We start from the raw sequence: 21,610 nt of genomic DNA, 5'->3' as shown, positions 1-21,610 counted from the left end.
CGCGGGTCTCGTGGCCCTTCCGACCCAGATGATCCCTGGTGACCCGACCGTTGTGTCTTGGCATTTTAGCCGTTTTCGAGGTCCGTGCTGCTATCGACATTCAAGGCCGAGCCAACTGAATATAGGCACAACGGCAGCCGATGTCCTCGACAGGGCCATCATCTTCCGCTTTGGTCCCTCGACGCGAACCTAAACCTTGTCCATCGTGTCGCAGTCTGCGTCGATATGCACGCGCAAAGGCTTGCGGGCAGGGTAGTTGCGGGCAGGATATGAGCACGGCCTATCGGAAACTTTTATCGGCAGCCGGTCAAGGTAGTCCTAAATCACCAGCATGCATGACCTGATCATCCGCAACGGCCGCGTCATCGATCCGGAAAGCGGGCATGACGGAACGGCCGACGTCGCCGTGTCCGGTGGCCGCATCGCCGCGGTCGGCGCCGGGCTGGACGGCGCGGCGCGGGTGATCGACGCGGCCGGGCTGATCGTGGCGCCGGGCTTCATCGACCTGCACGCGCATGGCCAATCGCTGCCAGCCGACCGCATGCAGGCCTTCGACGGCGTGACCACCTCGCTGGAGCTGGAGCTGGGCGTGCTGCCCGTCGCCCGCTGGTACGACGAGCAGGCCCATGCCGGGCGGCTGCTGAACTACGGCGCCTCCACCGGCTGGGTGTTCGCCCGGATTGCCGCCATGACAGCGCAGCAGACGGAATCCAGCGTAGAGGGCATGGGGCGCGCCATGCGCGACAGCCGGTGGGTCGACGCCGTGGCGACCGCGGCGGAGACCGCCGACATCACGCAGCGTGTCCGCGCCGGGCTGGAGCAGGGCGGCATCGGCATCGGCTTTCCAAACGCCTACGCGCCCGGCACCGGTGTCAAGGAAATCTCCGAACTGTGCAGCCTGGCCGCCGACCACGGTGTGCCGACCTATACCCACATCGCCTACATGTCGAACATCGACCCGCAAAGTTCCGTGGAGGCCTATACGCGGCTGATCGGCTTTGCCGGGTCGACCGGCGCGCACATGCACATCTGCCATTTCAACAGCACCAGCCTGCAGGACGTCGAGCGGGCGGCGGAACTGGTCGGTTCGGCGCAACGTCAGGGCCTGAAGGTAACCGTGGAAGCCTATCCGTATGGCACCGGCTCGACCGTGGCGGGCGCCGTGTTCTTCACCGATCCGGCCTTCCCCGAGCGGACCGGTACGGATTATCAAGCCGTGGAGATGCTGCGGACCGGGCGCCGCTTCACCGGCCGTGACGACTTGCTCGCGGCGCAACAGGATGATCCGGGCGCGCTGGTGCTGTGGCACTTCCTGGATGTCGAGGTGAACCAGCGCCACCGCGATCTGCTGGATGTCTCGGTGCTGTATCCCGGCGGCGCCATCGCCTCGGACGCGGTGCCCTGGACGGTGGACGGCGTCACCTACAACGGCGACGCGTGGCCCTTGCCGGACGCTGCGGTATCCCATCCGCGGTCGTCCGGCACGTTCACGCGGTTCCTGCGGCAATGGGTGCGGGAGCGGCAGGCGGTGCCGCTGATCGAGGGGCTGGCGAAATGCACGCTGATCCCGGCGCGCATCCTGGAAGCCAGCACGCCGCAGATGCGCCGGAAAGGCCGCATCCAGCCCGGCTGTGACGCCGACCTGGTGGTGTTCGACTTTTCGACACTGACCGACAAGGCGGAGTTCAAGGCGATGAACCGCCCGGCCGAGGGCATGCGCCACGTGCTGGTCCACGGCAACGCGGTGATCACCGACGGCCTGCTCGATCTTCATGCTTGGCCCGGACGTCCGATACGCCGCGCCGTCGGCTGATGGCGGTTCCCATCCTGCTGGTGACGGGCTTCCTGGGCGCCGGCAAGACGACGCTGATCAACCATCTGCTGACCCATCCGCAAGGCCGCCGCCTGGCAGCCGTGGTGAACGACTTCGGCGCCATCGACATCGATGCCGCGCTACTGGGAAATGCGGCGGACGGCGTGGTCAGCCTGAAGAACGGCTGCATCTGCTGCAGCCTGCAAGGCGACCTGCTGCGGACATTAAGCACCATCCTGCGCCGTGATCCGGTGCCGGACGGCATTGTCATCGAGACCAGCGGCGTATCCGATCCAGCCGAGGTCGTGCGTGCCCTGCTGGACCCGGTCGTCTGGCGGGAAGCCGCGCTGGACGCGGTGATCTGCGTCGCCGACGCCTGGCACCTGACGCGCCGGCCTGATCTGCTGGACGACGCGCTTTGCCGATCGCAGATCCAGGCCGCCGACTTCGTCGCGCTGAGCAAGACCGACCTGGTCAGCCCGGACGAAGCCGACCGCATCAAGGCGGCGCTTGCCGCGGTCAAGCCGTCGCGGATGATCTTCGACATGGAGCACGGCCGCGTTCCGGCGGACATTCTGTTCAGCGCGTCGCTGCATCAGCCGGCGCGCATCACCGCGCCACGGTCAGCCTTCGCCACGCCGGACTTCGAGACATTAAGCTGGACGGCAACCTCCCCGCTCTCGCTGATGCGGTTCCAGGCGGTGATCGGACGTGTTGCCGGCCTGTTGGTGCGGGCGAAGGGTATCCTGCGGTTCGCGGAGCGGCCGGATCAGCCGATGCTGTTCCAGCTCGTGGGCGAACGCGCGACACTGAGTCCCAGCCCAATCGATGATCCGGCGACTGAACCGGTGCGACTGGTGCTGATCGCCAGGAACGGTGTCCTGGACGTCCCGAAAGTCAGGGACATGCTGGCGGATTGTGTCGCTAAGCCGCAATGACGAGTACGACCTGCCGGGTCCGCGTCCGGGCTTCTCAGATTTCTCCAAGCCGAAGCACGGGTCGTGCCGCTTCATTCAAGTGTCAGTGCGCCGGGGTGGCATCCGAGGCGCTGCCGGCGTTGTGCTGGCTGAAAGGCTGCGTCGCCGCTGGCGCGCCCTGGCTGCCGCTGGCGGATGGCCGCGCGGTTTGCATCTGGCGGGTCAGGTCGACGACGCAGCGACCGAATGTATCGCTGACCGCGGTCGATCCGGCGAGCGAGATATGCCACGGCGACTCGTTGCCATCCGGATAGCTCAGTGTCATCGAGCCAGCAGCGCGGAACTGCTGGTCGAAGGTCTGGATGGCGTTGCGGTCCATTGTCCATTCGATGGTCTGGCCATGGCCGGTGCCGTGCAACGTCCAGGCCGGATTGGCGCCGATCTGCATCACCACCGCGACCTGCATGCCGTCCGGGATCGTCCAGTCTGGCTTGTTGGCGTCGAACACGGTGTCCGTGCCACCGATGTCGAAGCGGACGGAGAACGTATGGCCGGTCGCCGGGTTGTTGGTCCCGATGCCGCAGACCGGGCCACCGCCGACGGCGCGGCCGCTGAACGCGTCCCAGGCCCCGGAGTGGTAGTACACCTGGGTGCGCGGTGCGTGGCTCGCGGCAGCCGGTGCTTGAGCAGCCGGCGTCGCGGTCGCCTGCGGTTGCGAAGCCGGCGGCTGGTTCTGCGGTTGCGTGGCCGGCGGTTGCTGGTCCTGAGGTTGCTGATCCTGCGGTTGCGTGGCCGGCGGTTGCCGGTCCTGGGGTTGCTGATCCTGGGGTTGCTGATCCTGGGGTTGTGTGGCCGGCGGTTGCGCGAACCCGGCGACTGGCGCGGCGGCGGACAATACGGCAAGCAGGGCGGCCAATCGACTCGAACGGTTCATGCGGCACTCCTTCATGGGCATACTCGGATAGGGCGGTGGCAGGTACGCCAAACCAATCGGTTTCGCAAATGAAAGTGCGACAGCGGCTGAATGCGGCGGCCCCGCCGGGTGCCCCGCGGGTTGGCAGGCCGTGCCTTGGTTCAAAGGCTCCAAAATGCGGAACCAGACACAGCCACGGTCGGCCGCGGTGACAACGGCAATAGAAGACAATGGGTATTCGGCCGTTGCCTGAAGATAGCCGGGACGTCAAAAGGCACCGATAGCGACCGTGATCCGGATATGGTACTCTGCCACTGAATGAGGCTTGAGATACCCTTATGAGCAACTTGTATCACACTGATGTCGTGGTCTGGTCTGAACAGCAGGCATCGCTGCTGAATCGAATCGCTACAGGTGAGCGCGTCAACAGCGATGAACTGGACTGGCCCAATATCGCGGAGAAGATCGACTCGTTGGCCAAGACCTACAGAAGGGAACTTGGCAGCAGGGTGTCGACGGTATTGATACACCTGATGAAACCGGTCGCTTCGCCAGCCGACGCGCCACGTGGTGGCTGGGTTGAAACGGTTTGGTCGCAGCGGGAAGAAATCGATGCCTTGCTGACGGACACTCCAAGCCTCCGGCAGACCGTTTCCGGCGTCATCGCTGAAAGGCTTGGCAGCGCCAGGAAGCGAGCGGCCGCGCCGCTGGCATACTATGGCGAATCGTCCCTAGTCGACATTGACAGCTTGACGTTCACGGAGGATCAGGTGCTAGGCGACTGGCTTCCTGAACAGCCTGCCGTGCCGTCGTAAGCTCGAGATCATTTGTCGGACGTTGACCAGGCACGACAACATCAGCTTGCAGTAATGACTATGCAAGACTGCATTGTGGTTGCCGCGGGCATCCTTATCTTTTGTCTGAATGCGCTGAGGTTGTGCAGCGCTTCCAGTACTTTTGTCCCGAATGCGGTTCACCGCTGTTTACCACGGGCGAGGGCGCGGAGGCGCTTGAGTGGGGCATCCGGTGGGGCAGCATCCGCCAGCGCCGCGCGCTCGCACCCAAGCGACAGATCTGGTGCCGCTCGGCGGTCCCATGGATCGATCAGATCGGCACGCTGCCCGGCAATCCGGCCGATTGAGCGATAGAACCAAGGCCGAGCATGGACACTCGCCCTGTCCACGACCGGCTGGCAACAGCCGGGGCGAAATGATAGGCACCGCCGCAATGCCGTCACCGGAGAACCCAGCATGCCCCTGATCGCCGACATCACCGCGCGCGAAATCCTCGACAGCCGCGGCAACCCAACGATCGAGGTCGATGTCCTGCTGGAAAGCGGTGCCATGGGCCGCGCCGCGGTGCCATCCGGCGCCTCGACCGGCGCGCATGAGGCGGTGGAGCTGCGCGACGGCGACAAATCCCGCTACGGCGGCAAGGGTGTCCAGCAGGCCATCGCCAACGTGCAAGGCGAGATCCTGGAAGCGGTGGGCGGCGAGGAGGCGACCGAGCAGGTCGCCATCGACAACATCCTGATCGACCTGGACGGCACGCCGAACAAGGCGCGGCTCGGCGCCAACGCCATCCTGGGGGTTTCCCTGGCGGTGGCCAAGGCTGCCGCCAACGACCTGCAACTGCCGCTGTATCGCTATGTCGGCGGCGTCTTCGCCCGCACCTTGCCAGTGCCGATGATGAACATCCTGAACGGTGGCAAGCACGCCGACAACCCGATCGACATCCAGGAGTTCATGATCCAGCCGATCGCCGCGCCGACCTTGGCCGATGCGGTGCGCATGGGATCGGAGATCTTCTCGACGTTGAAGCAGGGCCTGCATGACGCCGGCTTCAACACCAATGTCGGCGATGAAGGCGGCTTCGCGCCCGACCTGAAATCCGCCGATGAAGCACTCGGGTTCATCGCCAAGGCGGTCGAGAAGGCCGGCTACCGGCTGGGCGAGGACGTGACCTTCGCACTCGATCCCGCCGCCACCGAATTCTTCAAGGACGGCAAGTACCACCTGGAAGGCGAGGGCAAGGTGCTGGATGGCGAAGGCATCGTCCGCTACTACGCCGATCTGGTCAGCCGCTACCCGATCGCCTCGATCGAGGATGGCTGCGCCGAGGACGACTGGGACACCTGGAAACTGCTGACCGAGACGCTGGGCAAGACCGTCCAGTTGGTCGGCGACGACCTGTTCGTCACCAATCCGGAGCGTCTGCGCCGCGGCATCGGACTGGGGTCGGCGAATGCCATCCTGATCAAGGTCAACCAGATCGGCACCCTGTCGGAAACGCTGGAAGCGGTGGAACTCGCCCATCGCGCCGGCTGGAACGCGGTCATGAGCCACCGTTCGGGTGAGACCGAGGACGCCACCATCGCCGACCTCGCGGTCGCCACCAACTGCGGCCAGATCAAGACCGGCAGCCTGGCGCGCAGCGACCGCACCGCCAAGTACAACCAGCTTATCCGGATCGAGCAGCAACTCGGCACCGCCGGCCATTACGCTGGGGCGACGATCCTGCGGCGGTGAGGTTGCAGTGGCGTCACGGCGGCGACGTCATGGTGATTTTGCGCGGCCGGCCCTGAGGAAACCGTCTCGCTTTCCCTGCGGCGGCAACCTTTTCTTAAGGATTACCTGACATTCATGCGTCACACCTGGCCGCCGGGACAAGCCACGCATGACGGACACTTTTTTGGATTCAGCCACGCTGCCGTTATCCGCCAGGCCCAAGGCCGACGTGCTGCACGGTCCGCTGATCGGCAGCCGGCAACGCTGGCAGCATCTGGTCAGCCTCGCCGCCGATCTTGCCTTCGAGACCGACGCCAAGGGACGTTTTGTCTTCGTGGTGCCGGATCAGGTGCTGGGCTGGTCGGCCGCCGCGCTGATCGGCCAGCCGTCGGAACTGCTGCTGGCCGACAGCGGCGACAGCCCGTTCAATCCGTTTCGTCCCGCCGTCGAAACGCGCGGCCGGCGCATCTGGATCAAGCGGCACGATGGAACCATGGTGTACATGGCATTCTCCGCCGCGCCGCTGCTGGACGCCCTGGGCAACATCGTCGGCTCGCGCGGGATCGCCGCCGATGTGACGGAGCATCAGGCGCAGGCGTCCGCGATCGCCGGCAGCCTGCGCCGGGGCGAGGTGCTGGATTACATTCTATGGTGTGTGGCGCAGGAGGTCATGGCGCCGCGCATGATGGATGCCGCGCTGTCCGCACTGGTCAACGCGCTGGCCGCCGAGGGCGCCATCGTGGTCGCCGTGCGTGAGGGCGAACAGGTCGAACTGCTGCATGAATCCGGTCCCGGCTCGACGGCGGTGCGCGAGGCGGCCGCCAGGCTGGCGGCCGAACATGGCGCCGAGGCAGGGCAGGCGATCACCGTGGACGGCAGGCTGGTGCTGGCGGTGGGATGTCAGACCCGGTTCGGCGCGAATGCCGGCCTTGGGGTCTGGCGGACCGCCGATTCGCGCCCCTGGGATCGCGACGATACAATGCTGGTCCGATCCGCCGCCAGCATCATCCGCATGATCCTGGAACATGAGTCCATTCAGCATGAAATGGGCCGTCAGGCACGCACCGACCCGCTGACCGGTCTGCTGAACCGGCGCGCCTTCATGGAGGATATGCAGCGCCACGCCGAACGGCTGGACCAGGAACACGCGCCTGGGACGCTGATGTTCGTCGACATGGATGCGTTCAAGACGGTGAACGACCGCCTTGGTCACGAAATGGGCGATCAGACGCTGGTGCATGTCGCCAAGATGCTGCGCGACCTGGTGCGGCCGTTCGACCTGATCGCCCGCCTCGGCGGCGACGAGTTCGCCGTCTGGATGGGCGGCGCTGATCATTTGACCGCGGCGGAGCGTGCCGATCACCTCCGCAAGACCGGTCCGGCGGAACTGGAATCGCTGCTTGGCCAGCCGATCCCTGGTCTGGGCCTGTCCATCGGCATCGCCAGCCGCAGGGCCGGAAGCCAGGAGCCGATCGACGACCTGATCCGCCGAGCCGATATGGCGATGTATGAGGTCAAGCGCAGCGGCCGCGGCCACTGGCGGGTCTCCCTGCTCGAGGGCGACTGATGCAACAGGATGAGGCCGCACGTGTCCGGCAAAGCGCCAACACCGCGACCGGAGCCGATATCCTGCAGGATCTGGCGCAGGATCCATCGGCTACGGTGCGTGCCACGGTCGCGCTTAATCCCTCGGCGCCCGCGCTGGCGAATACGATCCTGGCGTCCGACCGGGACGAACGGGTGCGCGCGCTGCTGGGCCGCAAGCTTGCCGCCCTGGCCCCGAACCTGAACGATGTGGCGCATCAATGCCTGCGCCAGCAGACGGTCGAGACGCTGACCGCGCTGGTCGCCGACGAGGCGGCGCGGGTGCGGCAAAGCATCGCCGAAGCGGTCAAGCACATGCCGGACGCGCCCCGCGACATCATTCTGCGTCTGGCGCATGACCCGGTGGTGATGGTGTCCGAGCCGGTGATCCTGTTCTCGCCGGTGCTGACCTCGCAGGACCTTGTCGCACTGATCGTCGCCGCGCCGTCGGCCGAAACAATCGCCACGGTGGCCCGCCGGCCGGGGATTGATGGCCGCGTGTCCAATGCCGTCGTCGCCGCCGCGCATGCCGATGCCGTTGCCGCCCTGCTGGCCAATCCGTCGGCGCAGATCATGGAGGCGACACTGGATGCCCTGGTCGCCCGTGCCGAGACCGAGGTCGCGTTGCAGGACCCGCTGGTGCGCCGCCCCATCCTGCCGGCACATGTGGCGCGCGCCTTGTCGGAGATCGTCACCACCCATCTGCTGGCGGTACTGAGCGCCCGCGACGACCTGGATGCGGGCCTGGCCCGTGATCTTCGCGACCGGCTCAAGCAATCCACGGCGGCGGCGCGGCCGGCATCGGCTGATCAAACAGCGCAAGTGGTGCTCGCCCAGGCAACCGCGCTGCGCGATGTCGGGCAACTCAATGATGCGGCCTTCATCGCCGCCGCCCGCCGCGGCGACAGCGGCCTGTTGTGCACCATGCTGGCGATGAAGGCGGGGGTTGCGCTGCCGGTGATCGAGCGTGCCGCGGCATTGCGCAGTGCCAAGGGACTGATCGCCCTGGCCTGGAAGGCCAACCTGTCGATGCCGGTCGCGCAAGCCTTGCAAGTTGTTCTGGGTCGCCTGCCGCCGGACGCTGTCATCCACGCGCGGCCCGGTGGCGGCTATCCGATGACGACCCACGAGATGCGCTGGCAATTGGAGTTCATGTATCGCACCGGCCGGTGAGGCTGCGGCTGCGGCTGCGGCGGCCGAACCGGGACGCGGAGCCGGGGCAGTATCCTACCGGCGGATCAAGGTGCCCGGCCCGGCCGCGGTGAACAGTTCCAGCAGGCAGGCATGCGGCACGCGGCCATCCAGGATCACCGCGCCTTTCACCCCCTGCCGCACCGCTTCCACGCAGTTTTCCACCTTCGGGATCATGCCGCCGGTGATGGTGCCGTCGGCGATGCGCGCCTGCACGTCCGCCAAGGTCAGGCTCTGGATCAGCCGCTTGTCCTTGTCCAGCACGCCGGCGACATCGGTCAGCATCAGCAGCCGCGTCGCGTTCAACGCACCGGCCACCGCCGCCGCCACCGTGTCGGCATTGATGTTGTAGGTCTGTCCGTCGGTGCCGATTCCCACCGGGGCGATCACCGGCACCAGCCCGCCGCCAGTCAGCGCATGGATGACCCGCACGTCGATGCTGGTCGGTTCGCCCACGAAACCCAGGTCCAGCGCCTGCTCGATGCGGCTGTCGGGGTCCTGCTTGGTCCGTGTCAGCTTGCGCGCGCGGATCATCGCGCCGTCCTTGCCGCAGATGCCGACCGCCAGTGCGCCGGCGTTGGTGATCAGTTCGGCGACATGCTTGTTGACGGTACCGGCCAGCACCATCTCCACCACTTCCACCATCGCCGCATCGGTCACCCGCAGCCCGTCGATGAAGGTGGACTGGATCGCCAGCCGCTTGAGCATCGCGTTGATCTGCGGCCCGCCGCCATGCACCACCACCGGGTTGATGCCGACCTGCTTCAGCAGCGCGATGTCGTGGCCGAACTGCTGCGCCAGGCTGTCCTCGCCCATTGCGTGGCCGCCGTACTTCACCACCACCGTGGCGCCGGCGTAACGCCGCAGGAAGGGCAGGGCCTGCGCCAGCACGTGGGCCTGTTCGGTCGCCGCCGCGACGTCGACGGCTCGGATCTGTGTTTCGCTCATGGCGCGCGTGTAGGGCGGCGTGGGACGCAGGGTCAAGAACCCGCGCCGCGAATGAGCCGATCCAGTCGCAAACCATCGGAATCTTAACGTTTTCGTAAGTCATTGGCTGCAATGATCCGGCCGCGAGAGAACCAGGAGGCCGGCGTGCGTGAAGCTGGAATGTTGCTACTTCCGGATGGCCTTGCCGATGGCTTGCCGCCCGTCCGCACCATCCGGGCAAAACCCGGCGCGGCGCGGCGCGGTTCGGCGGCCCGCGTGACGCTGGCGGCCATGGCGCTGGATCACCTGCCCCTGGCTGTCGCGGTGCTGGATCGCGGGCTTCGGCTGCATTACTGGAATCGGCACGCCGCCGACCTGCTCGGCGTTCCGTCCATGATGGAAGCGGAAGCGCCGGAGCTTGCGGACGTGCTGCGGACCGCCGGGCGCGTGACGCCGCGGCAGCTTGAACGGATCACCGAATTCTGCGGCAACATCATTGCCGGCATGGATCGCGCCGAACCCAAGGCCTGGCTGCGCGTCGCGCTCGGCCGCCACCACCGCATCATGTTCAAGCTGCACGGCTTGGGGGGCGATCGCTGGCTGCTGGGCATCGAGGAGATCGCGCCGGCCGCGCAAATCGCAGAGGCCGGCGGAGACGCCATGCTGGATGCGCTGACCAGCTTGAGCAACCGCCGGCACTTTAACGATACCTTGCGCGATGTGGTCCGCGATGGCGATCCAGACACCCGGCGTGCCGTGCTGATGATCGATCTCGATCGGTTCAAGACCGTAAACGATACCCTTGGTCATCCGGTCGGCGATGCCCTGCTGTGCCTGGTCGCGCAGCGGCTCCGCCGGGAGACCCGCGATGATGACCTGGTCGCGCGGCTGGGCGGCGATGAGTTCGTCATCCTGCAGCCGAACGGTGAAGCGGCCGAGGCGTTGGCGGTCCGCGTGGTGGACATCCTGTCCCGGCCCTTCCTGGTCGAGGGTCATGTCGTGAACATCGGCGCCAGCGTCGGCATTGTCCGCTATCCCGAGCACGGCACCACCGCCGAGGACCTGATGCGGCATGCCGACCTGGCTTTGTATGACGCGAAAAGCGCCGGCCGCCTGACCTGGCGGGTTTTCAATCCGGCCATGGCCGAACAGGCACGCCTGCGGCGGGAACTGGAGACCGATCTGCGCAAGGCGCTGACCCTGGGGGAATTCTCGCTGGCCTATCAGCCGCAGTTCAATGTCCGCGGCCAGTGCCTGACCGGGTTCGAGGCGCTGCTGCGCTGGAACCATCCGACCCGCGGCGCGGTTCCGCCCGGCGTGTTCATCCCGGTCGCCGAGGACATCGGTTGCATCCAGGGGCTGGGAGAATGGGTGCTCAAGATGGCCTGCCAGGAGGCGGCGCGATGGCCGGTTCACCTGTCGGTCGCGGTGAATGTGTCGCCGCGCCAGCTTGGCGACAGCGAGCGCCTGTTCAACGCCGTGCAATCCGCCCTGTACGCATCCGGCCTGCCGCCCGCGAGGCTGGAGATCGAGATCACCGAAAGCGCCATCATGACGCAGGAGGCGCCGGTGCTGGACCTGCTGCACCGGCTGCGCGGCCTGGGCATCCGCATCGCCATGGATGATTTCGGCACCGGCTATTCGTCGCTCAGCCAGTTGCGCGCCTTTCCGTTCGACAAGATCAAGATCGACCGGTCGTTCGTCTCCACGCTTGGCGCCGACGCCGAAGCCGATACCGTCATCCGCGCGATCACCACGCTTGGCGCCGGCCTCGGCATGACGACGATCGCCGAGGGCGTGGAAACCAAGGAACAGGCGGCGCTGGTGGTGGCGGACGGCTGCACCGACATCCAGGGCTATCTGATCAGCCGACCGGTTCCGGCCACCGAGATCGATGGCCTGATGGCGCGGTACACCGCCGCGTTGAAATCATAAGGAGAGATCGTATGGCTGGAGCGCTCTACCGGCTGCTGTATTGCAGCCGCAATGTCATTGCCCATGCCGTGCCGGCGGGACAGGCGGTGGACATGGAGCGGGAAATCCGCGCCATCCTGGATGTGGCGCGGCGGCGGAACAAGGCGGACAACGTCACCGGCGCCCTGCTGTTCACCGCGTCCGGCTTCGCCCAGGTTCTGGAGGGATCTCGCGAGACCGTGGAGCGCACCTTCGAACGGATCGGCGCCGATCCGCGTCACGCCGATGTCTCGGTGCTGTCATTCACGCCGATTGAACGGCGCGGCTTTCCCGATTGGGCAATGGGGTTCTGCGGCGATATACGCTCCGATCGGGTCGATCCGCTGGCGCACCTGCTGTCCGACGCCACGTTCACCGGAGAGCGCGCATCCACCGGCGGCGATCTGCTGCGGCTGCTGGAAAGGCTGGTTCGGCGGGAGGACGAGTGGATCGCGGCATGACGGGCGCTGGCCGCCGCTCAGGCATCTGCCGCGAATTCAGGCAAATCGCTTCACGTAAAAGATGCGATCATGCCTTGGCGGGTAATCAGTGATCCGGCCGCATTCGACGAAGCCCAGCTTCGGGTAGAAATCCGGTGCCTGAAACGTCCAGGTGTCCAGCCAGATTCCCAGCAGGCCTCGTCGCTTCGCCTCGGCTTCGGCAAGCATCATCACTTCGCGGCCAAGACCCAGGCCCTTTGCCGGACCGAGGGCAAGAAGTTCCACGAACAGAAATCCGTAGCCAGTCTGACCCCAAAGGCCACCGACGACCTTGTCGCCGGAATCCCGTACTGTAATTGCCAACGTGCCCCAGCGTCCAGGCCCGGCGGCGGCCTCGTTGTGCGCCACGAGCGGCGCCAGGATCTCCGCGCGCAGTGCCGCATCGGGATCAGCTTCGACGGTGATTTTCCACTGGCTGCTCTGCATTGGACAATACGCCTGGCTACCTGATGAGGAAGCCGTACCCTAGGCATGCCGACTCCCGAATACAACGAACCTCGGCAATTCGCCCGACACCGCGGGCGACTCCGCCGTGCCTTCCGCTTCTAGTCCGATGCGGAGCTTCACTGATCGCGCCATGACCGTGGCCTGGGAGCGTGATCGTTTAAGGTCGCGTCATCGCCGGTGTCCGACCACGGTCTAACCTTTGCCTGATCACATGATTCACGCCTTCAAAAGAGAAGAAGCCTGCAGAAATTCCGCGGATACGCCAGACCCACTTCGATGCTCGACTAGTCCCCTCTCTTCCTGATATGTCTGGATTTTCTTCCCTGGCGCGCGCGCACGATCGGGCAGGACATCTATTCCATTGTCGAAGAAGCAGTAAGTGCCTCGCCCCTGCGCCTTGGCATCGTATAGTGCGTGATCGGCCTGTCGCAGCAGCACAGCGCTATCAGCGTCCATGTCACGCGTGCACAAGGCAATGCCGACACTGATGCCGACATTTGCCGAGTTCCCATTCAGCATGAAGGGAACAGATAAGGCCACCACAACCCGCTGCCCGACGTCCGCGGCTTGTTCCACCGTGGTCAGGCCTTCCAGAAGCACGGCAAACTCATCGCCGCCTAGTCGGGCCAAAGTATCCTGACTGCGCAGGCAGCGGCCGATCCGCATCGCCGCCTGCCGCAGGAGTTCGTCGCCCGCCGCATGGCCCAAGGCATCATTTACGTTCTTAAAATTGTCAAGGTCAAGAAACAATACGGCGATCAGCCAGTCTTGTTCCGCGGGATCGGGTCGAGAATCCTCTAGGCAGCTCTCCCCGCGCAGGCGCCCGAGGGTGCGTTCCAGGCGCTCCCCGAACAAGCTGCGATTGGGTAGATCGGTCAGCGCATCATGATGCGCCATATGGCGGACGCGTGCCTCTGCCCGACGCCGTTCGCTGATGTCCTCGAATGTAGCGACCCACCCGCCCCCTGAGGTAGGCTCATGATGGATGGCATGCACACAGCCGTTTCCCAGGGTCACCTCCGTGTCGGTGACGCGGTCCGCGACCCCGACACGATCGCGCCAGGCGGCATATTGTTCAGGCGGCATCAATGGCCCGGTGCCAGCGGCGTAACGAAGGTCGACCACGTCGCGAAGCGTCATGCCGATCCAGAGCTGGCTCGGATCGAGGTCGTACATCTGGGCATATTGCCGATTGAACAGCAGCAAGCGCTGTTGGCCGTCAAACACACACAGACCTTGCCGGATGCGATCCAGCGCGAGATCGCGCAACTGAGTCCCGTCAAGTGTCGCAGGGTTATCGAGGCGCGGGTGACCTGATATCGAGATGCGTTCCGGGGCGGTCGCGATTGACGAGAGCAGCGTCGCGCTGCCGGAGCTTACCTGACATGGCATCTGTTCCTTGGCGGCTCGCATGGGTGCCCCTGCAATGATTCACCATAGACCCCAAGCTGGCCTGGCAAGGTATTCTTCGTGTTGCTGCCCTGTCGAACCAATACTTCGGCATAATCGCCGACGCCAAATACAAAAGAGACCTTAAGTTTGGGTTAATTTTCCGGTCAAGCATATCAACCGGCGGAAAAAGTGACACGTTGGCGGCGCCATCTCGTGATGCCGACTCACACCCCGAACGCCTCACTCATTCCCGCGCCAGGAAATCCAGCACCCGGTCGGTCACCTGCCGCTTCGGGAACATGCCCGCCAGCGCCCGGGCGCGGGTCAGCGGATCGGAGGCGAAAAAGCGCTCGTACAGCACCTGCCGGCTGCCGAAGGAGCTGCACGCGATGTCCCATGCCAGGTGGAACAGCCGCACCCGCTGCTGCGCCGAACTGCCGTCGGTCGCCAGGTATTGTTCGATATGACCGGCCAGGGGACCGTTCATGTCGGCTTCCGTCGGCAGGATCATCAGGCTGGAGGAGCCCAGAAGCTGCAGGATCTCCACCATGCGCGGGTAGGCGGTCATGAACAGGTTGCGCGTTGTTTCCGCCGGCAGCGGGGCAGGGCACATCACGCCGAATTCGTCCAGTTCGGCATCCGCCTCGGCCGCGCGCATGCAGGCGCGCATCAGTTCGGCATACATCACCAGTTCGCCGATGCGTTCCTCGACGTGCGGCACGCGGCCGTTGCCCAGCGTCTCGGTCATCAGCAGGGCGACGCCCAGCACCAGTTCGCACTTCGCCAGGTTCTTGGCGCAGCCCTGATGCGCCGTGTGCGCCGAGGAATGCGTCACCGATGCAGTACCGTTCAGCAGCCCGACATCGCCGTGGATGAACACCCGCTCCCACGGCACCAGCACGTCGTCGAAGAAGACAATGCTGTCCATTTCCTCGAAGCGCGAGCCGAGCGGATGGTCGAAATGGGATTTGCCTTGATCGAGGCTGTCGCGGCAGAGGAAGCGCAGGCCCGGCGTGTCGCAGGGGATGGCGAAGTTCAGCGCGAACGGGCTGTAATGCTTCAGATGCTGCGCCACGCGTGGCGAGTAGACCGCGATCTCGTCGGCCAGCGGGCCGAGCGTGGCCAGCACGCGGGCGCCGCGCACGGTCAGGCCGGCGGAGGCTTCCTTGACTACCTGCAAGGCGGTGCCTTCCTGCAGGTTGAACATGCCGTCGACGGTGCGGCTGCGCTGCAGGTTGATCAGCGCATGCGTCAGCACTAAGTCGTTGCCGGCGATGTACTGATGATAGCGCCGCATGTTGTCGGCGAATTCCGGCTTGCCACGGCCGAAGTAGTCCGCCGTTCCGGCCCAGCAGGCGAAGGTCACGTTCATGAAGTCGGGGGAGCGGCCCATCATGCCGCAGGTGGTGCGCGCCCAGTTCAGCATCATGACTCGCCGGCGTTCCAGGTCTTGCCGGGTGCGGGGGATGATGAACGACAGCCCCAGCGTCTCCCCGCTGTCAGCGTCCGCGAAGGTCATCGCGTCGCGCCGCGCCGGGTCGCATTGCAGGTCGTACAACGACGCGATGGCCTGCGCCCCGCTGGCGAGGCCGGGATGCGCGGTCACGTCCGTTACCCGTTCGCCCCGCAGCCAGACCTCGGTCCGCCGATCACGCAGACCAGCCAGATAGTCCGTACCCGTCCGTGCCGGCATCCGTGCCTCCCGTTGCAACGGCACGACTGTCGGGGGAGGGGCGGGTTGGGTCAAGGCGGAAAGGAAGGCCAGGGCGCTGCCCTGGACCCGCAAAGGGGCGGATGCCCCTTTGATCCCCTAAATGGGTTCCAAGGGCGTCAGCCCTTGGCGGGGTCCCAAGGGGAGATGGCGGGCAGCGCCCCCGCCTTCCTCACCACCCACCCGTCCGTGCGGCCATGACGGTCTGCGTGGCGATGCTGGTCATGATCGGGATTGTTTCCAGCGGCCGGGTGCCGGTCAGGGCGTGGGTCAGGATGACAAAATCCCGCGTCCAGACCCGATGTGCCTGGGTGGTCGCGGCCTGGCACCACAGCGCCATCAGCAGGAACCGCTCCGCCCAGGCCATGCGCGAGCCTGTGAGAATCTCGCTCAGCACTAGGCGCGCCGCGCCGACGTTGTCCCGGCGCGGCACCTTGGCGATGACGCGCCGGACGGTCGGATTGTCCTCGAACCATGATGTAGCTATCGGCTGCCGCGACATCCATGCCACACCCCGCGCCAGCGCCGCTTCCACGCCAGCCGGCGTCCGGTCATCCGCCGGCAGCGCGGCAAATAGCTGCTCGGCTTCAGCGGCGACATCCAGCCGGCGATCCTTCCACTCCGCGCCGCCGGCGCTTTCGGCGATCGCCAGCAGCTTTTCGCCCGGCACCGAGCCATGCGTCAGAGCCGTGGCGATGGCGTGCTGCACCGCAGTGTCCAGATAGGATCGGTCCACCTCGTCGAACGGAACCTCGCCGCGGATGTCGCGCAGCATCTTGTTGATGCTGGCACGTGTCACCTCGGTATCCAGCCAGGAGTCCACGACCCCGACACCATGCTTCAGCAGCAGTCCCGCTACCAGGCCTTTTCGGCCGGTGCGGCTGACCGCCAGGATGCTTTGCGCGCCGGAGCCATCCACCATGGACGCGTGGCAGGCGATCCCATTCGCCGCAACGGCGCCCGGCCACGCACCGATCGGCACGCCGGCGGCGCGGGCCTTGCGGATCGCATGGTCTAGTTCAGGCCGGTCCGCCTGCGGGATCCAGTTGCGCAGCGTGATCGCGCGCCGCAGCCAATCCGGCGATACCGTATCCGCGCCGGCGGTCTGCGCCATCGCCGCCGCGGCGGCCCGCCGCACGCCGGCGTCGCTGTCGAGCAGCATCATCGGCACCGCCTCGCGCAGCACCGCGTGCGGCGACAGCGCCAGTTCGGTCGCCATGAAGCAGCGCAATGTCGCCGGCATCACCGCGCCAGCCGCCTTCAGTGCCTCGATGATCTCGAACGGCGAGTCGGCCATCGAAGCCAGCTCGTCCGACAGGCCGCGCAGCGCCGCCATCATCTCTTCCGGCGGACCCGGGTTGGCGATGGTCATGCCGGCCTCGGCCAGCGCGGTCTGGATCGCGTCGGAAACCGGAACCCGTGCCTCGCTCAGCGCGGTAGCCATGGCGAACCAGTCCGGCTGATCGAGCGTGGCCGCCTTGCCAAGCGCGATCAGCCGCTGCTGGTAGTCGTTCAACATGCGCGCCGCCCAATCCCAGCCGCGATCCAGGCGGTAGCGGACGAATTCGAGCTGCAAGGTCGTCAGGGCCAGGCAGGTGGCGACGCGGCGGTCATGCCGGGGCTGGGCGGTCATCGCCTCCACCAGCAGGTCGGTCAGCACCGGCAGGGTCTGCGGCGTCATTTCCAGCCAGGCCCGGTCCTCGATCCGCGGCTCGCTGTCCGCCTTGCGGGCAAGCTGGCCCACCAGCGAGCGGAGCCGGTCGCGTTCGCCACTGGTGGCCGGCGGCGGCTCCCGCGGGTCGTCGCCGATCAGTGGCGACTCCGTCTCCTCCGTCAGGGCCGCCAGCAGGTCCTCGAGCTCCTCCTCGGACGGATCGGAGCGGGAAAGATGGTCCAGCAGGGCCTCCGCCGCTTCGGTGATCGCGGCCGGCCGGCCGCTGCGTTGCACCACACGACCCTGGCGAAGGGCTTCCCGCTGGAATTGCCAGGTGCCTTCCACCTTGGCGGAGAACGCCGGATGGTGCATCGTCGTGCGGAAGCCGTTGCGATTGCCCAGGACGTCCAGCCGCCAGTCCAGGTCACCGCCGCCGAAGCCACAGGTTTCCTCCGCCAAGGGGGGCGCCAAGGGGGGCGCGCCGGCCGGTGCTCGCCTGGACGGATACAGTTCCAGGTAACGCGCTTCGTTGTCCGGATCGAAGAAGTACTCCGCCAGCAGCGCCGAGGCCAGATCGAGCAGCAGCCGGTCGACGTCATCCGGCTCTGTCTGCGGCTCCGCCTCGTTCAGCCTTGCTTGGTTCCACGTCCGCGGTTTCTTCGCCATCGCCGATCCCCAGGTCAAGAAGTGTCGCCAACTCTGCCCGTAACGCGGGGATACCGTCGCCGGATTGGCTGCTGGTGTGCAGCACGCGCGGAAACGCGGCGGAATGCGAACCGGCGAGCTGTTCGGCTTCCAGTAGCTTGCGGGCCAGGGCCGGGGGTTTCAGCCCGTCCGCCTTGGTCAGCACGATCTGGAACGTCACCGCCGCGCGGTCGAGCAGGTCCATCACGTCGCGGTCGGCCTGCTTCAGTTCGATCCGCGCGTCCAGCAGCAGCACGACGCGGCGCAGGGTGGGGCGGCCGCGCAGGTAGTCGAACATCATGCCCTGCCAGTCGGCCTTGATGTCCTTCGACGCGCGGGCGTAGCCGTAGCCCGGCATGTCCACCAGGGTCACCACGCCGGCAAGATCAAAGAAGTTCAACTGTCGCGTGCGCCCCGGCTCGGATGACGCGCGGGCCAGTGCCTTTCGCCCGGTCAATGCGTTCAGCAGCGAGGACTTGCCGACGTTCGACCGGCCGGCGAAGGCGACTTCCGGCCCGGCGACGCGGGGAACCTGGTCCAGCGTCTGGGCGCCGTGGAAGAACCGGCACTCGGCCGCGAACAGCAGCCGGCCGGCTTCCAGAGCGGCTGGCTGGTCCGCCGGGTGGACAACGCCGCCTTGCACAACGCCGCTTGGGACAACGCCGCCTTGGACATTATCCGCCGCTGCGGCGCTCAGGTCCGCGCCAGGGAGGGTTTCGCCAGCCGGGTGCGTCGCTGAATGAGCCATTGTTGTCCGATCGAGAGCGTGTTGTTCCAGCTCCAGTAGATGATCAGGCCGGCCGGGAATTTCGCCATCATGAAGGTGAAGATGATTGGCATGAACTGGAACAGCTTCGCCTGCACCGGGTCCGGCGGCGGCGGGTTCAGCCTCTGCTGCAGGAACATGGTGCAGCCCATGATCAGCGGCCAGGCGCCCAGATGCAGCAGCGGCACATAGGCCGACGGATCGAACGGGATCAGGCCGAACAGGTTGAACACATTGGTCGGATCGATCTGCGACAGGTCATGGATCCAGCCGAAGAACGGCGCCTGCCGCATCTCGATGGTGACGAAGATGACCTTGTATAAGGAGAAGAACACCGGGATCTGCACCACCATGGGCAGGCAGCCGGAGGCCGGGTTCACCTTCTCGGTCTTGTACAGCGACATCATCTCCTGCTGCATGCGCTGCGGTTCTTCCTTGTAGCGTTCGCGCATCGCCGTCATCTTCGGCGCCAGCAGCTTCATCTTGCTCATGGAGCGGTAGGAGTAGTTGGCCAGCGGGAAGAACAGCAGCTTCACCAGCAGCGTGAACGCCATGATCGCCAGGCCGAAGTTGCCCAGCACGCCGTTGAAGAAATCCAGCGCGAAGAAGATCGGCTTGGTGAGGAAGTAGAACCAGCCGAAATCCACCGCCTTGTCGAAGCTGGGGATGTGCAGTTCGGCCTGGTAGCGGTCCAGCAGGGTGACCACCTTGGCGCCGGCGAAGGCGTGCGTGGTCAGCGTCGCCGCCCCGCCGGCCGGCACGGTCTGCGGGTCCGTGGTGACGTAGTCCACCTGGTAGTGGTCGCCCTGCGTGTCGATGTGGCGGAAGTTCACCTTGGCCGGCGCACTTTCGTCCGGGATCAGCGCGGTCAGCCAGTACTTGTCGGTGATGCCGCCCCAGCCGCCGGTCGAGGTGGCGTCGAAGGCGAGGCCGTCCTTCTTTTCGCCGTCGCTCTTGGCCTTGGCGTAGGAGACCTCCTGCAGCGTGCCGTTGGTGACGCCCAGCAGCCCCTCGAACAGCACGTAGTAGCCGGAAACCTCCGGCTTGTAGTCGCGGCGGATGCGCGACCAGGGAAACAGGGCGACCGGCTGTCCGGTGCTGTTCTTCACAACCTGATGGACGGTGAACATGTAGTCGTCGTCCACCGCCATCTCGATCTGGAAGATCAGCCCGGCGCCGTTGTCCCAGGACAGCGTCACCGGCCTGCCGGGGCTGAGCGTATCGGCCGAAGCGCTCCAGACGGTATTATCGTCCGGCAGTTTCAGGTGATTGCCGCCTGACTCGGTCCAGCCGTACTGGATGTAGTACGGATGCGGCTGCGACCGTGGTTCCAGCAGCCGCACATCGGGCGAGTCGGCGGCGATGGTGTCGCGATACTGGGTCAGGGTCAGGTCGTCCAGGCGGGCGCCCAGCAGGCTGATGGAGCCGGCGATGCGGGACGCGGCGATCTTCACGCGTGGCACGTTGGCTGGGATCGCGGCGGCGGATCCGGCGGACGGCGCGGCACCGCCGGTGGGGCCGCCCTCGGCCGGCGTGGCGGCGTCCAGGTGGGGTCCTGGCGTGGCCGAGTCGGCGCCATGTGCCGACAGTTCCGCGACCGGCCGCGGTGGCGGCTTCGGCAGATGCGGCGCCACCAGCATCTGGAACCCCAGAAGGATCGCCAGCGACACCGCGATCGCCAGGAAGAGCCGTTTTTGGTCCATCAGTGCCCCATGTGGCTGTCTGTGCGAGCGTCCGGCCCCGGCACCGGATCGACGCCGCCTTCATGCCATGGATTGCAGCGCAGGATGCGCCTGGTCGCCATCGCCGAACCCTTCAGCGCGCCATGCAGGCGCAGCGCATCGACGGCATAGTCGCTGCAGCTTGGCCAGAACCGGCAATTCCGCCCAATGAACGGACGCAGCGTCCACTGATAGACGCGGACCGCACCAATGCCCACCGCGGCAGCCGGCCCGACCGGATGAGGTTCAACGGACGCAGCCTGTGTCATGTCACGCCATTCCTGTCCAGCGCGCGCCTGATGTCGGCTTGCAGCGCACGAAAATTCCGCTTGCGGGTGCTGTCCCGCCCGATCAGTACCAGATCCGCGCCGCACACCGGGCATTCCTTCAACAGCAGACGGGCGGCTTCTTTCAGCCGCCGCCGCGTGCGATTACGCACAACAGCGTTACCAACCTTGCGGGTCACGGTGAAACCCAGTCTGGCCGGCTCCTCGTCCCGCCGGATCAGGACCTGAAGCACGACACCGCCAGTCGCCGCCTTCCGGCCGGAGGCGGCCACGCGCAGAAACTCCGCCCGCCGCTTCAGGCGGCCTGGCTTGATCGCGGGGCGCGATGAGGCTTCGGCTGGCACGGACGGCACACCAGCATCCGCGGCCTGATCAGGCGGACAGGCGCTTGCGGCCCTTGGCACGTCGATTGGCCAGGACCTTGCGACCGCCCACGGTTTCCATGCGGGCGCGAAACCCGTGCCGACGTTTGCGGACCAGCTTGGACGGTTGATACGTGCGCTTCACGACTACTCTCCAGAAACCGCTTGGCCGGAAGCCGTTCAGGCAACGGCCAGGCGGGCAGCGTCCATGCAGGTATGACAACGAGTGCGCCGGTGAGAGCGGCCCGTCGGAAGCGGCGGCTTATACGGGCGCGGTTCTT

20 protein-coding genes and 1 pseudogene are annotated in these 21,610 nt (G+C 66.2%); 9 read left to right on the top strand and 12 right to left on the bottom strand.

Features of this window, described 5'->3' with window-relative positions:
* The first annotated feature begins 331 nt into the window (after positions 1–331).
* Together ACQY4S_RS13940 and ACQY4S_RS13935 are read left to right on the top strand one after the other, a co-directional pair.
* The gene (locus ACQY4S_RS13940; protein ID WP_428485792.1) at positions 332–1,813 is read left to right on the top strand and encodes an amidohydrolase family protein; all 1,482 of its coding nucleotides are present in this window, start codon (positions 332–334) and stop codon (positions 1,811–1,813) included.
* Positions 1,813–2,751: a CobW family GTP-binding protein gene (locus ACQY4S_RS13935; protein WP_428485791.1), complete on the top strand. Its 939-nt coding sequence runs from the start codon at positions 1,813–1,815 to the stop codon at positions 2,749–2,751. The genes ACQY4S_RS13940 and ACQY4S_RS13935 overlap by 1 nt, the downstream gene beginning before the upstream one ends.
* 82 nt (positions 2,752–2,833) lie before the next feature.
* Here ACQY4S_RS13935 and ACQY4S_RS13930 read toward each other — a convergent pair whose 3' ends face one another.
* Positions 2,834–3,664 carry a hypothetical protein gene (locus ACQY4S_RS13930; RefSeq protein ID WP_428485790.1) on the bottom strand — a complete coding sequence of 277 codons (831 nt, stop codon included), beginning with the start codon at positions 3,662–3,664 and terminating at the stop codon, positions 2,834–2,836.
* A 317-nt stretch (positions 3,665–3,981) separates the two neighbouring features.
* Between ACQY4S_RS13930 and ACQY4S_RS13925 the strand changes: the two genes are divergently transcribed.
* The 5 genes from ACQY4S_RS13925 to ACQY4S_RS13905 all read left to right on the top strand — a co-directional run bounded on the left by ACQY4S_RS13925 (position 3,982) and on the right by ACQY4S_RS13905 (position 8,907).
* Entirely contained in the window at positions 3,982–4,458 is a 477-nt protein-coding gene (locus ACQY4S_RS13925; protein ID WP_428485789.1) for a DUF29 domain-containing protein, read from the top strand.
* A gap of 122 nt (positions 4,459–4,580) precedes the next feature.
* A complete protein-coding gene (locus tag ACQY4S_RS13920) occupies positions 4,581–4,784 on the top strand; it encodes a GFA family protein (RefSeq protein ID WP_428485788.1) in 204 nt (67 codons plus the stop codon).
* Positions 4,785–4,893: 109 nt separating this feature from the next.
* A complete protein-coding gene (gene eno, locus ACQY4S_RS13915) occupies positions 4,894–6,171 on the top strand; it encodes a phosphopyruvate hydratase (RefSeq protein WP_428485787.1) in 1,278 nt (425 codons plus the stop codon).
* Positions 6,172–6,319: 148 nt separating this feature from the next.
* Entirely contained in the window at positions 6,320–7,717 is a 1,398-nt protein-coding gene (locus tag ACQY4S_RS13910) for a diguanylate cyclase (RefSeq protein WP_428485786.1), read from the top strand.
* Positions 7,717–8,907 (top strand): DUF2336 domain-containing protein, encoded by a 1,191-nt coding sequence (locus ACQY4S_RS13905; protein WP_428485785.1) that lies wholly within the window; start codon positions 7,717–7,719, stop codon positions 8,905–8,907. The genes ACQY4S_RS13910 and ACQY4S_RS13905 overlap by 1 nt, the downstream gene beginning before the upstream one ends.
* Before the next feature lie 54 nt (positions 8,908–8,961).
* Here the strand turns inward: ACQY4S_RS13905 and argB are convergent, their stop codons facing one another.
* Complete coding sequence (argB, locus tag ACQY4S_RS13900) at positions 8,962–9,873, bottom strand: acetylglutamate kinase (protein WP_428486280.1); 912 nt, start codon at positions 9,871–9,873, stop codon at positions 8,962–8,964.
* Between the two features lie 144 nt (positions 9,874–10,017).
* Here argB and ACQY4S_RS13895 point away from each other — a divergent pair, with 144 nt between their 5' ends.
* Together ACQY4S_RS13895 and ACQY4S_RS13890 are read left to right on the top strand one after the other, a co-directional pair.
* Positions 10,018–11,787, top strand: coding sequence for a putative bifunctional diguanylate cyclase/phosphodiesterase (locus ACQY4S_RS13895; RefSeq protein WP_428485784.1), 1,770 nt, complete (start codon positions 10,018–10,020; stop codon positions 11,785–11,787).
* An 11-nt stretch (positions 11,788–11,798) separates the two neighbouring features.
* On the top strand, positions 11,799–12,266 hold the full coding sequence (locus ACQY4S_RS13890; RefSeq protein WP_428485783.1) for a BLUF domain-containing protein: 468 nt from the start codon (positions 11,799–11,801) through the stop codon (positions 12,264–12,266).
* A 36-nt stretch (positions 12,267–12,302) separates the two neighbouring features.
* Here the strand turns inward: ACQY4S_RS13890 and ACQY4S_RS13885 are convergent, their stop codons facing one another.
* The 10 genes and pseudogenes from ACQY4S_RS13885 to rpmH form a co-directional block, all read right to left on the bottom strand.
* Positions 12,303–12,731 (bottom strand): GNAT family N-acetyltransferase, encoded by a 429-nt coding sequence (locus ACQY4S_RS13885; RefSeq protein ID WP_428485782.1) that lies wholly within the window; start codon positions 12,729–12,731, stop codon positions 12,303–12,305.
* Between the two features lie 237 nt (positions 12,732–12,968).
* Positions 12,969–13,649 (bottom strand): diguanylate cyclase domain-containing protein, encoded by a 681-nt coding sequence (locus ACQY4S_RS13880; protein WP_428486279.1) that lies wholly within the window; start codon positions 13,647–13,649, stop codon positions 12,969–12,971.
* Positions 13,650–13,724: 75 nt separating this feature from the next.
* A pseudogene (locus ACQY4S_RS13875) lies at positions 13,725–14,144 on the bottom strand (PAS-domain containing protein); the annotation flags it as partial.
* 244 nt (positions 14,145–14,388) lie between these two features.
* Positions 14,389–15,837 (bottom strand): 4-hydroxyphenylacetate 3-monooxygenase, oxygenase component, encoded by a 1,449-nt coding sequence (gene hpaB / locus ACQY4S_RS13870; RefSeq protein ID WP_428485781.1) that lies wholly within the window; start codon positions 15,835–15,837, stop codon positions 14,389–14,391.
* 190 nt (positions 15,838–16,027) lie between these two features.
* On the bottom strand, positions 16,028–18,175 hold the full coding sequence (locus ACQY4S_RS13865; RefSeq protein ID WP_428485780.1) for a hypothetical protein: 2,148 nt from the start codon (positions 18,173–18,175) through the stop codon (positions 16,028–16,030).
* Positions 18,105–18,941: a ribosome biogenesis GTP-binding protein YihA/YsxC gene (yihA, locus tag ACQY4S_RS13860; protein WP_428485779.1), complete on the bottom strand. Its 837-nt coding sequence runs from the start codon at positions 18,939–18,941 to the stop codon at positions 18,105–18,107. Before yihA ends, ACQY4S_RS13865 begins: the two co-directional genes overlap by 71 nt.
* Positions 18,887–20,662: a membrane protein insertase YidC gene (yidC, locus tag ACQY4S_RS13855; RefSeq protein WP_428485778.1), complete on the bottom strand. Its 1,776-nt coding sequence runs from the start codon at positions 20,660–20,662 to the stop codon at positions 18,887–18,889. Before yidC ends, yihA begins: the two co-directional genes overlap by 55 nt.
* Positions 20,662–20,949, bottom strand: a complete 288-nt coding sequence (yidD, locus tag ACQY4S_RS13850) for a membrane protein insertion efficiency factor YidD (RefSeq protein WP_428485777.1) — start codon at positions 20,947–20,949, stop codon at positions 20,662–20,664. Before yidD ends, yidC begins: the two co-directional genes overlap by 1 nt.
* Positions 20,946–21,281 (bottom strand): ribonuclease P protein component, encoded by a 336-nt coding sequence (gene rnpA, locus ACQY4S_RS13845; protein ID WP_428486278.1) that lies wholly within the window; start codon positions 21,279–21,281, stop codon positions 20,946–20,948. Before rnpA ends, yidD begins: the two co-directional genes overlap by 4 nt.
* A gap of 58 nt (positions 21,282–21,339) precedes the next feature.
* A complete protein-coding gene (gene rpmH / locus ACQY4S_RS13840; RefSeq protein ID WP_428485776.1) occupies positions 21,340–21,474 on the bottom strand; it encodes a large ribosomal subunit protein bL34 in 135 nt (44 codons plus the stop codon).
* Positions 21,475–21,610 lie beyond the last annotated feature (136 nt).

Source organism: Rhodopila sp., assembly GCF_965276935.1.
Lineage (GTDB): Bacteria > Pseudomonadota > Alphaproteobacteria > Acetobacterales > Acetobacteraceae > Rhodopila.
Note: the sequence above shows the minus strand (reverse complement) of the source record. Positions and strands in the feature narration are given on the sequence as shown.

Coding starts and splice junctions, on each gene's coding strand:
- ACQY4S_RS13880 (WP_428486279.1), bottom strand. CDS start 13,649: ATGGCGCATCATGATGCGCTGACCGATCTACCCAATCGCAGCTTGTTC.
- eno (WP_428485787.1), top strand. CDS start 4,894: ATGCCCCTGATCGCCGACATCACCGCGCGCGAAATCCTCGACAGCCGC.
- yidC (WP_428485778.1), bottom strand. CDS start 20,662: ATGGACCAAAAACGGCTCTTCCTGGCGATCGCGGTGTCGCTGGCGATC.
- ACQY4S_RS13940 (WP_428485792.1), top strand. CDS start 332: ATGCATGACCTGATCATCCGCAACGGCCGCGTCATCGATCCGGAAAGC.
- ACQY4S_RS13905 (WP_428485785.1), top strand. CDS start 7,717: ATGCAACAGGATGAGGCCGCACGTGTCCGGCAAAGCGCCAACACCGCG.
- ACQY4S_RS13890 (WP_428485783.1), top strand. CDS start 11,799: ATGGCTGGAGCGCTCTACCGGCTGCTGTATTGCAGCCGCAATGTCATT.
- yidD (WP_428485777.1), bottom strand. CDS start 20,949: ATGACACAGGCTGCGTCCGTTGAACCTCATCCGGTCGGGCCGGCTGCC.
- ACQY4S_RS13885 (WP_428485782.1), bottom strand. CDS start 12,731: ATGCAGAGCAGCCAGTGGAAAATCACCGTCGAAGCTGATCCCGATGCG.
- ACQY4S_RS13910 (WP_428485786.1), top strand. CDS start 6,320: ATGACGGACACTTTTTTGGATTCAGCCACGCTGCCGTTATCCGCCAGG.
- hpaB (WP_428485781.1), bottom strand. CDS start 15,837: ATGCCGGCACGGACGGGTACGGACTATCTGGCTGGTCTGCGTGATCGG.
- ACQY4S_RS13865 (WP_428485780.1), bottom strand. CDS start 18,175: ATGGCGAAGAAACCGCGGACGTGGAACCAAGCAAGGCTGAACGAGGCG.
- ACQY4S_RS13930 (WP_428485790.1), bottom strand. CDS start 3,664: ATGAACCGTTCGAGTCGATTGGCCGCCCTGCTTGCCGTATTGTCCGCC.
- ACQY4S_RS13925 (WP_428485789.1), top strand. CDS start 3,982: ATGAGCAACTTGTATCACACTGATGTCGTGGTCTGGTCTGAACAGCAG.
- yihA (WP_428485779.1), bottom strand. CDS start 18,941: ATGGCTCATTCAGCGACGCACCCGGCTGGCGAAACCCTCCCTGGCGCG.
- ACQY4S_RS13935 (WP_428485791.1), top strand. CDS start 1,813: ATGGCGGTTCCCATCCTGCTGGTGACGGGCTTCCTGGGCGCCGGCAAG.
- argB (WP_428486280.1), bottom strand. CDS start 9,873: ATGAGCGAAACACAGATCCGAGCCGTCGACGTCGCGGCGGCGACCGAA.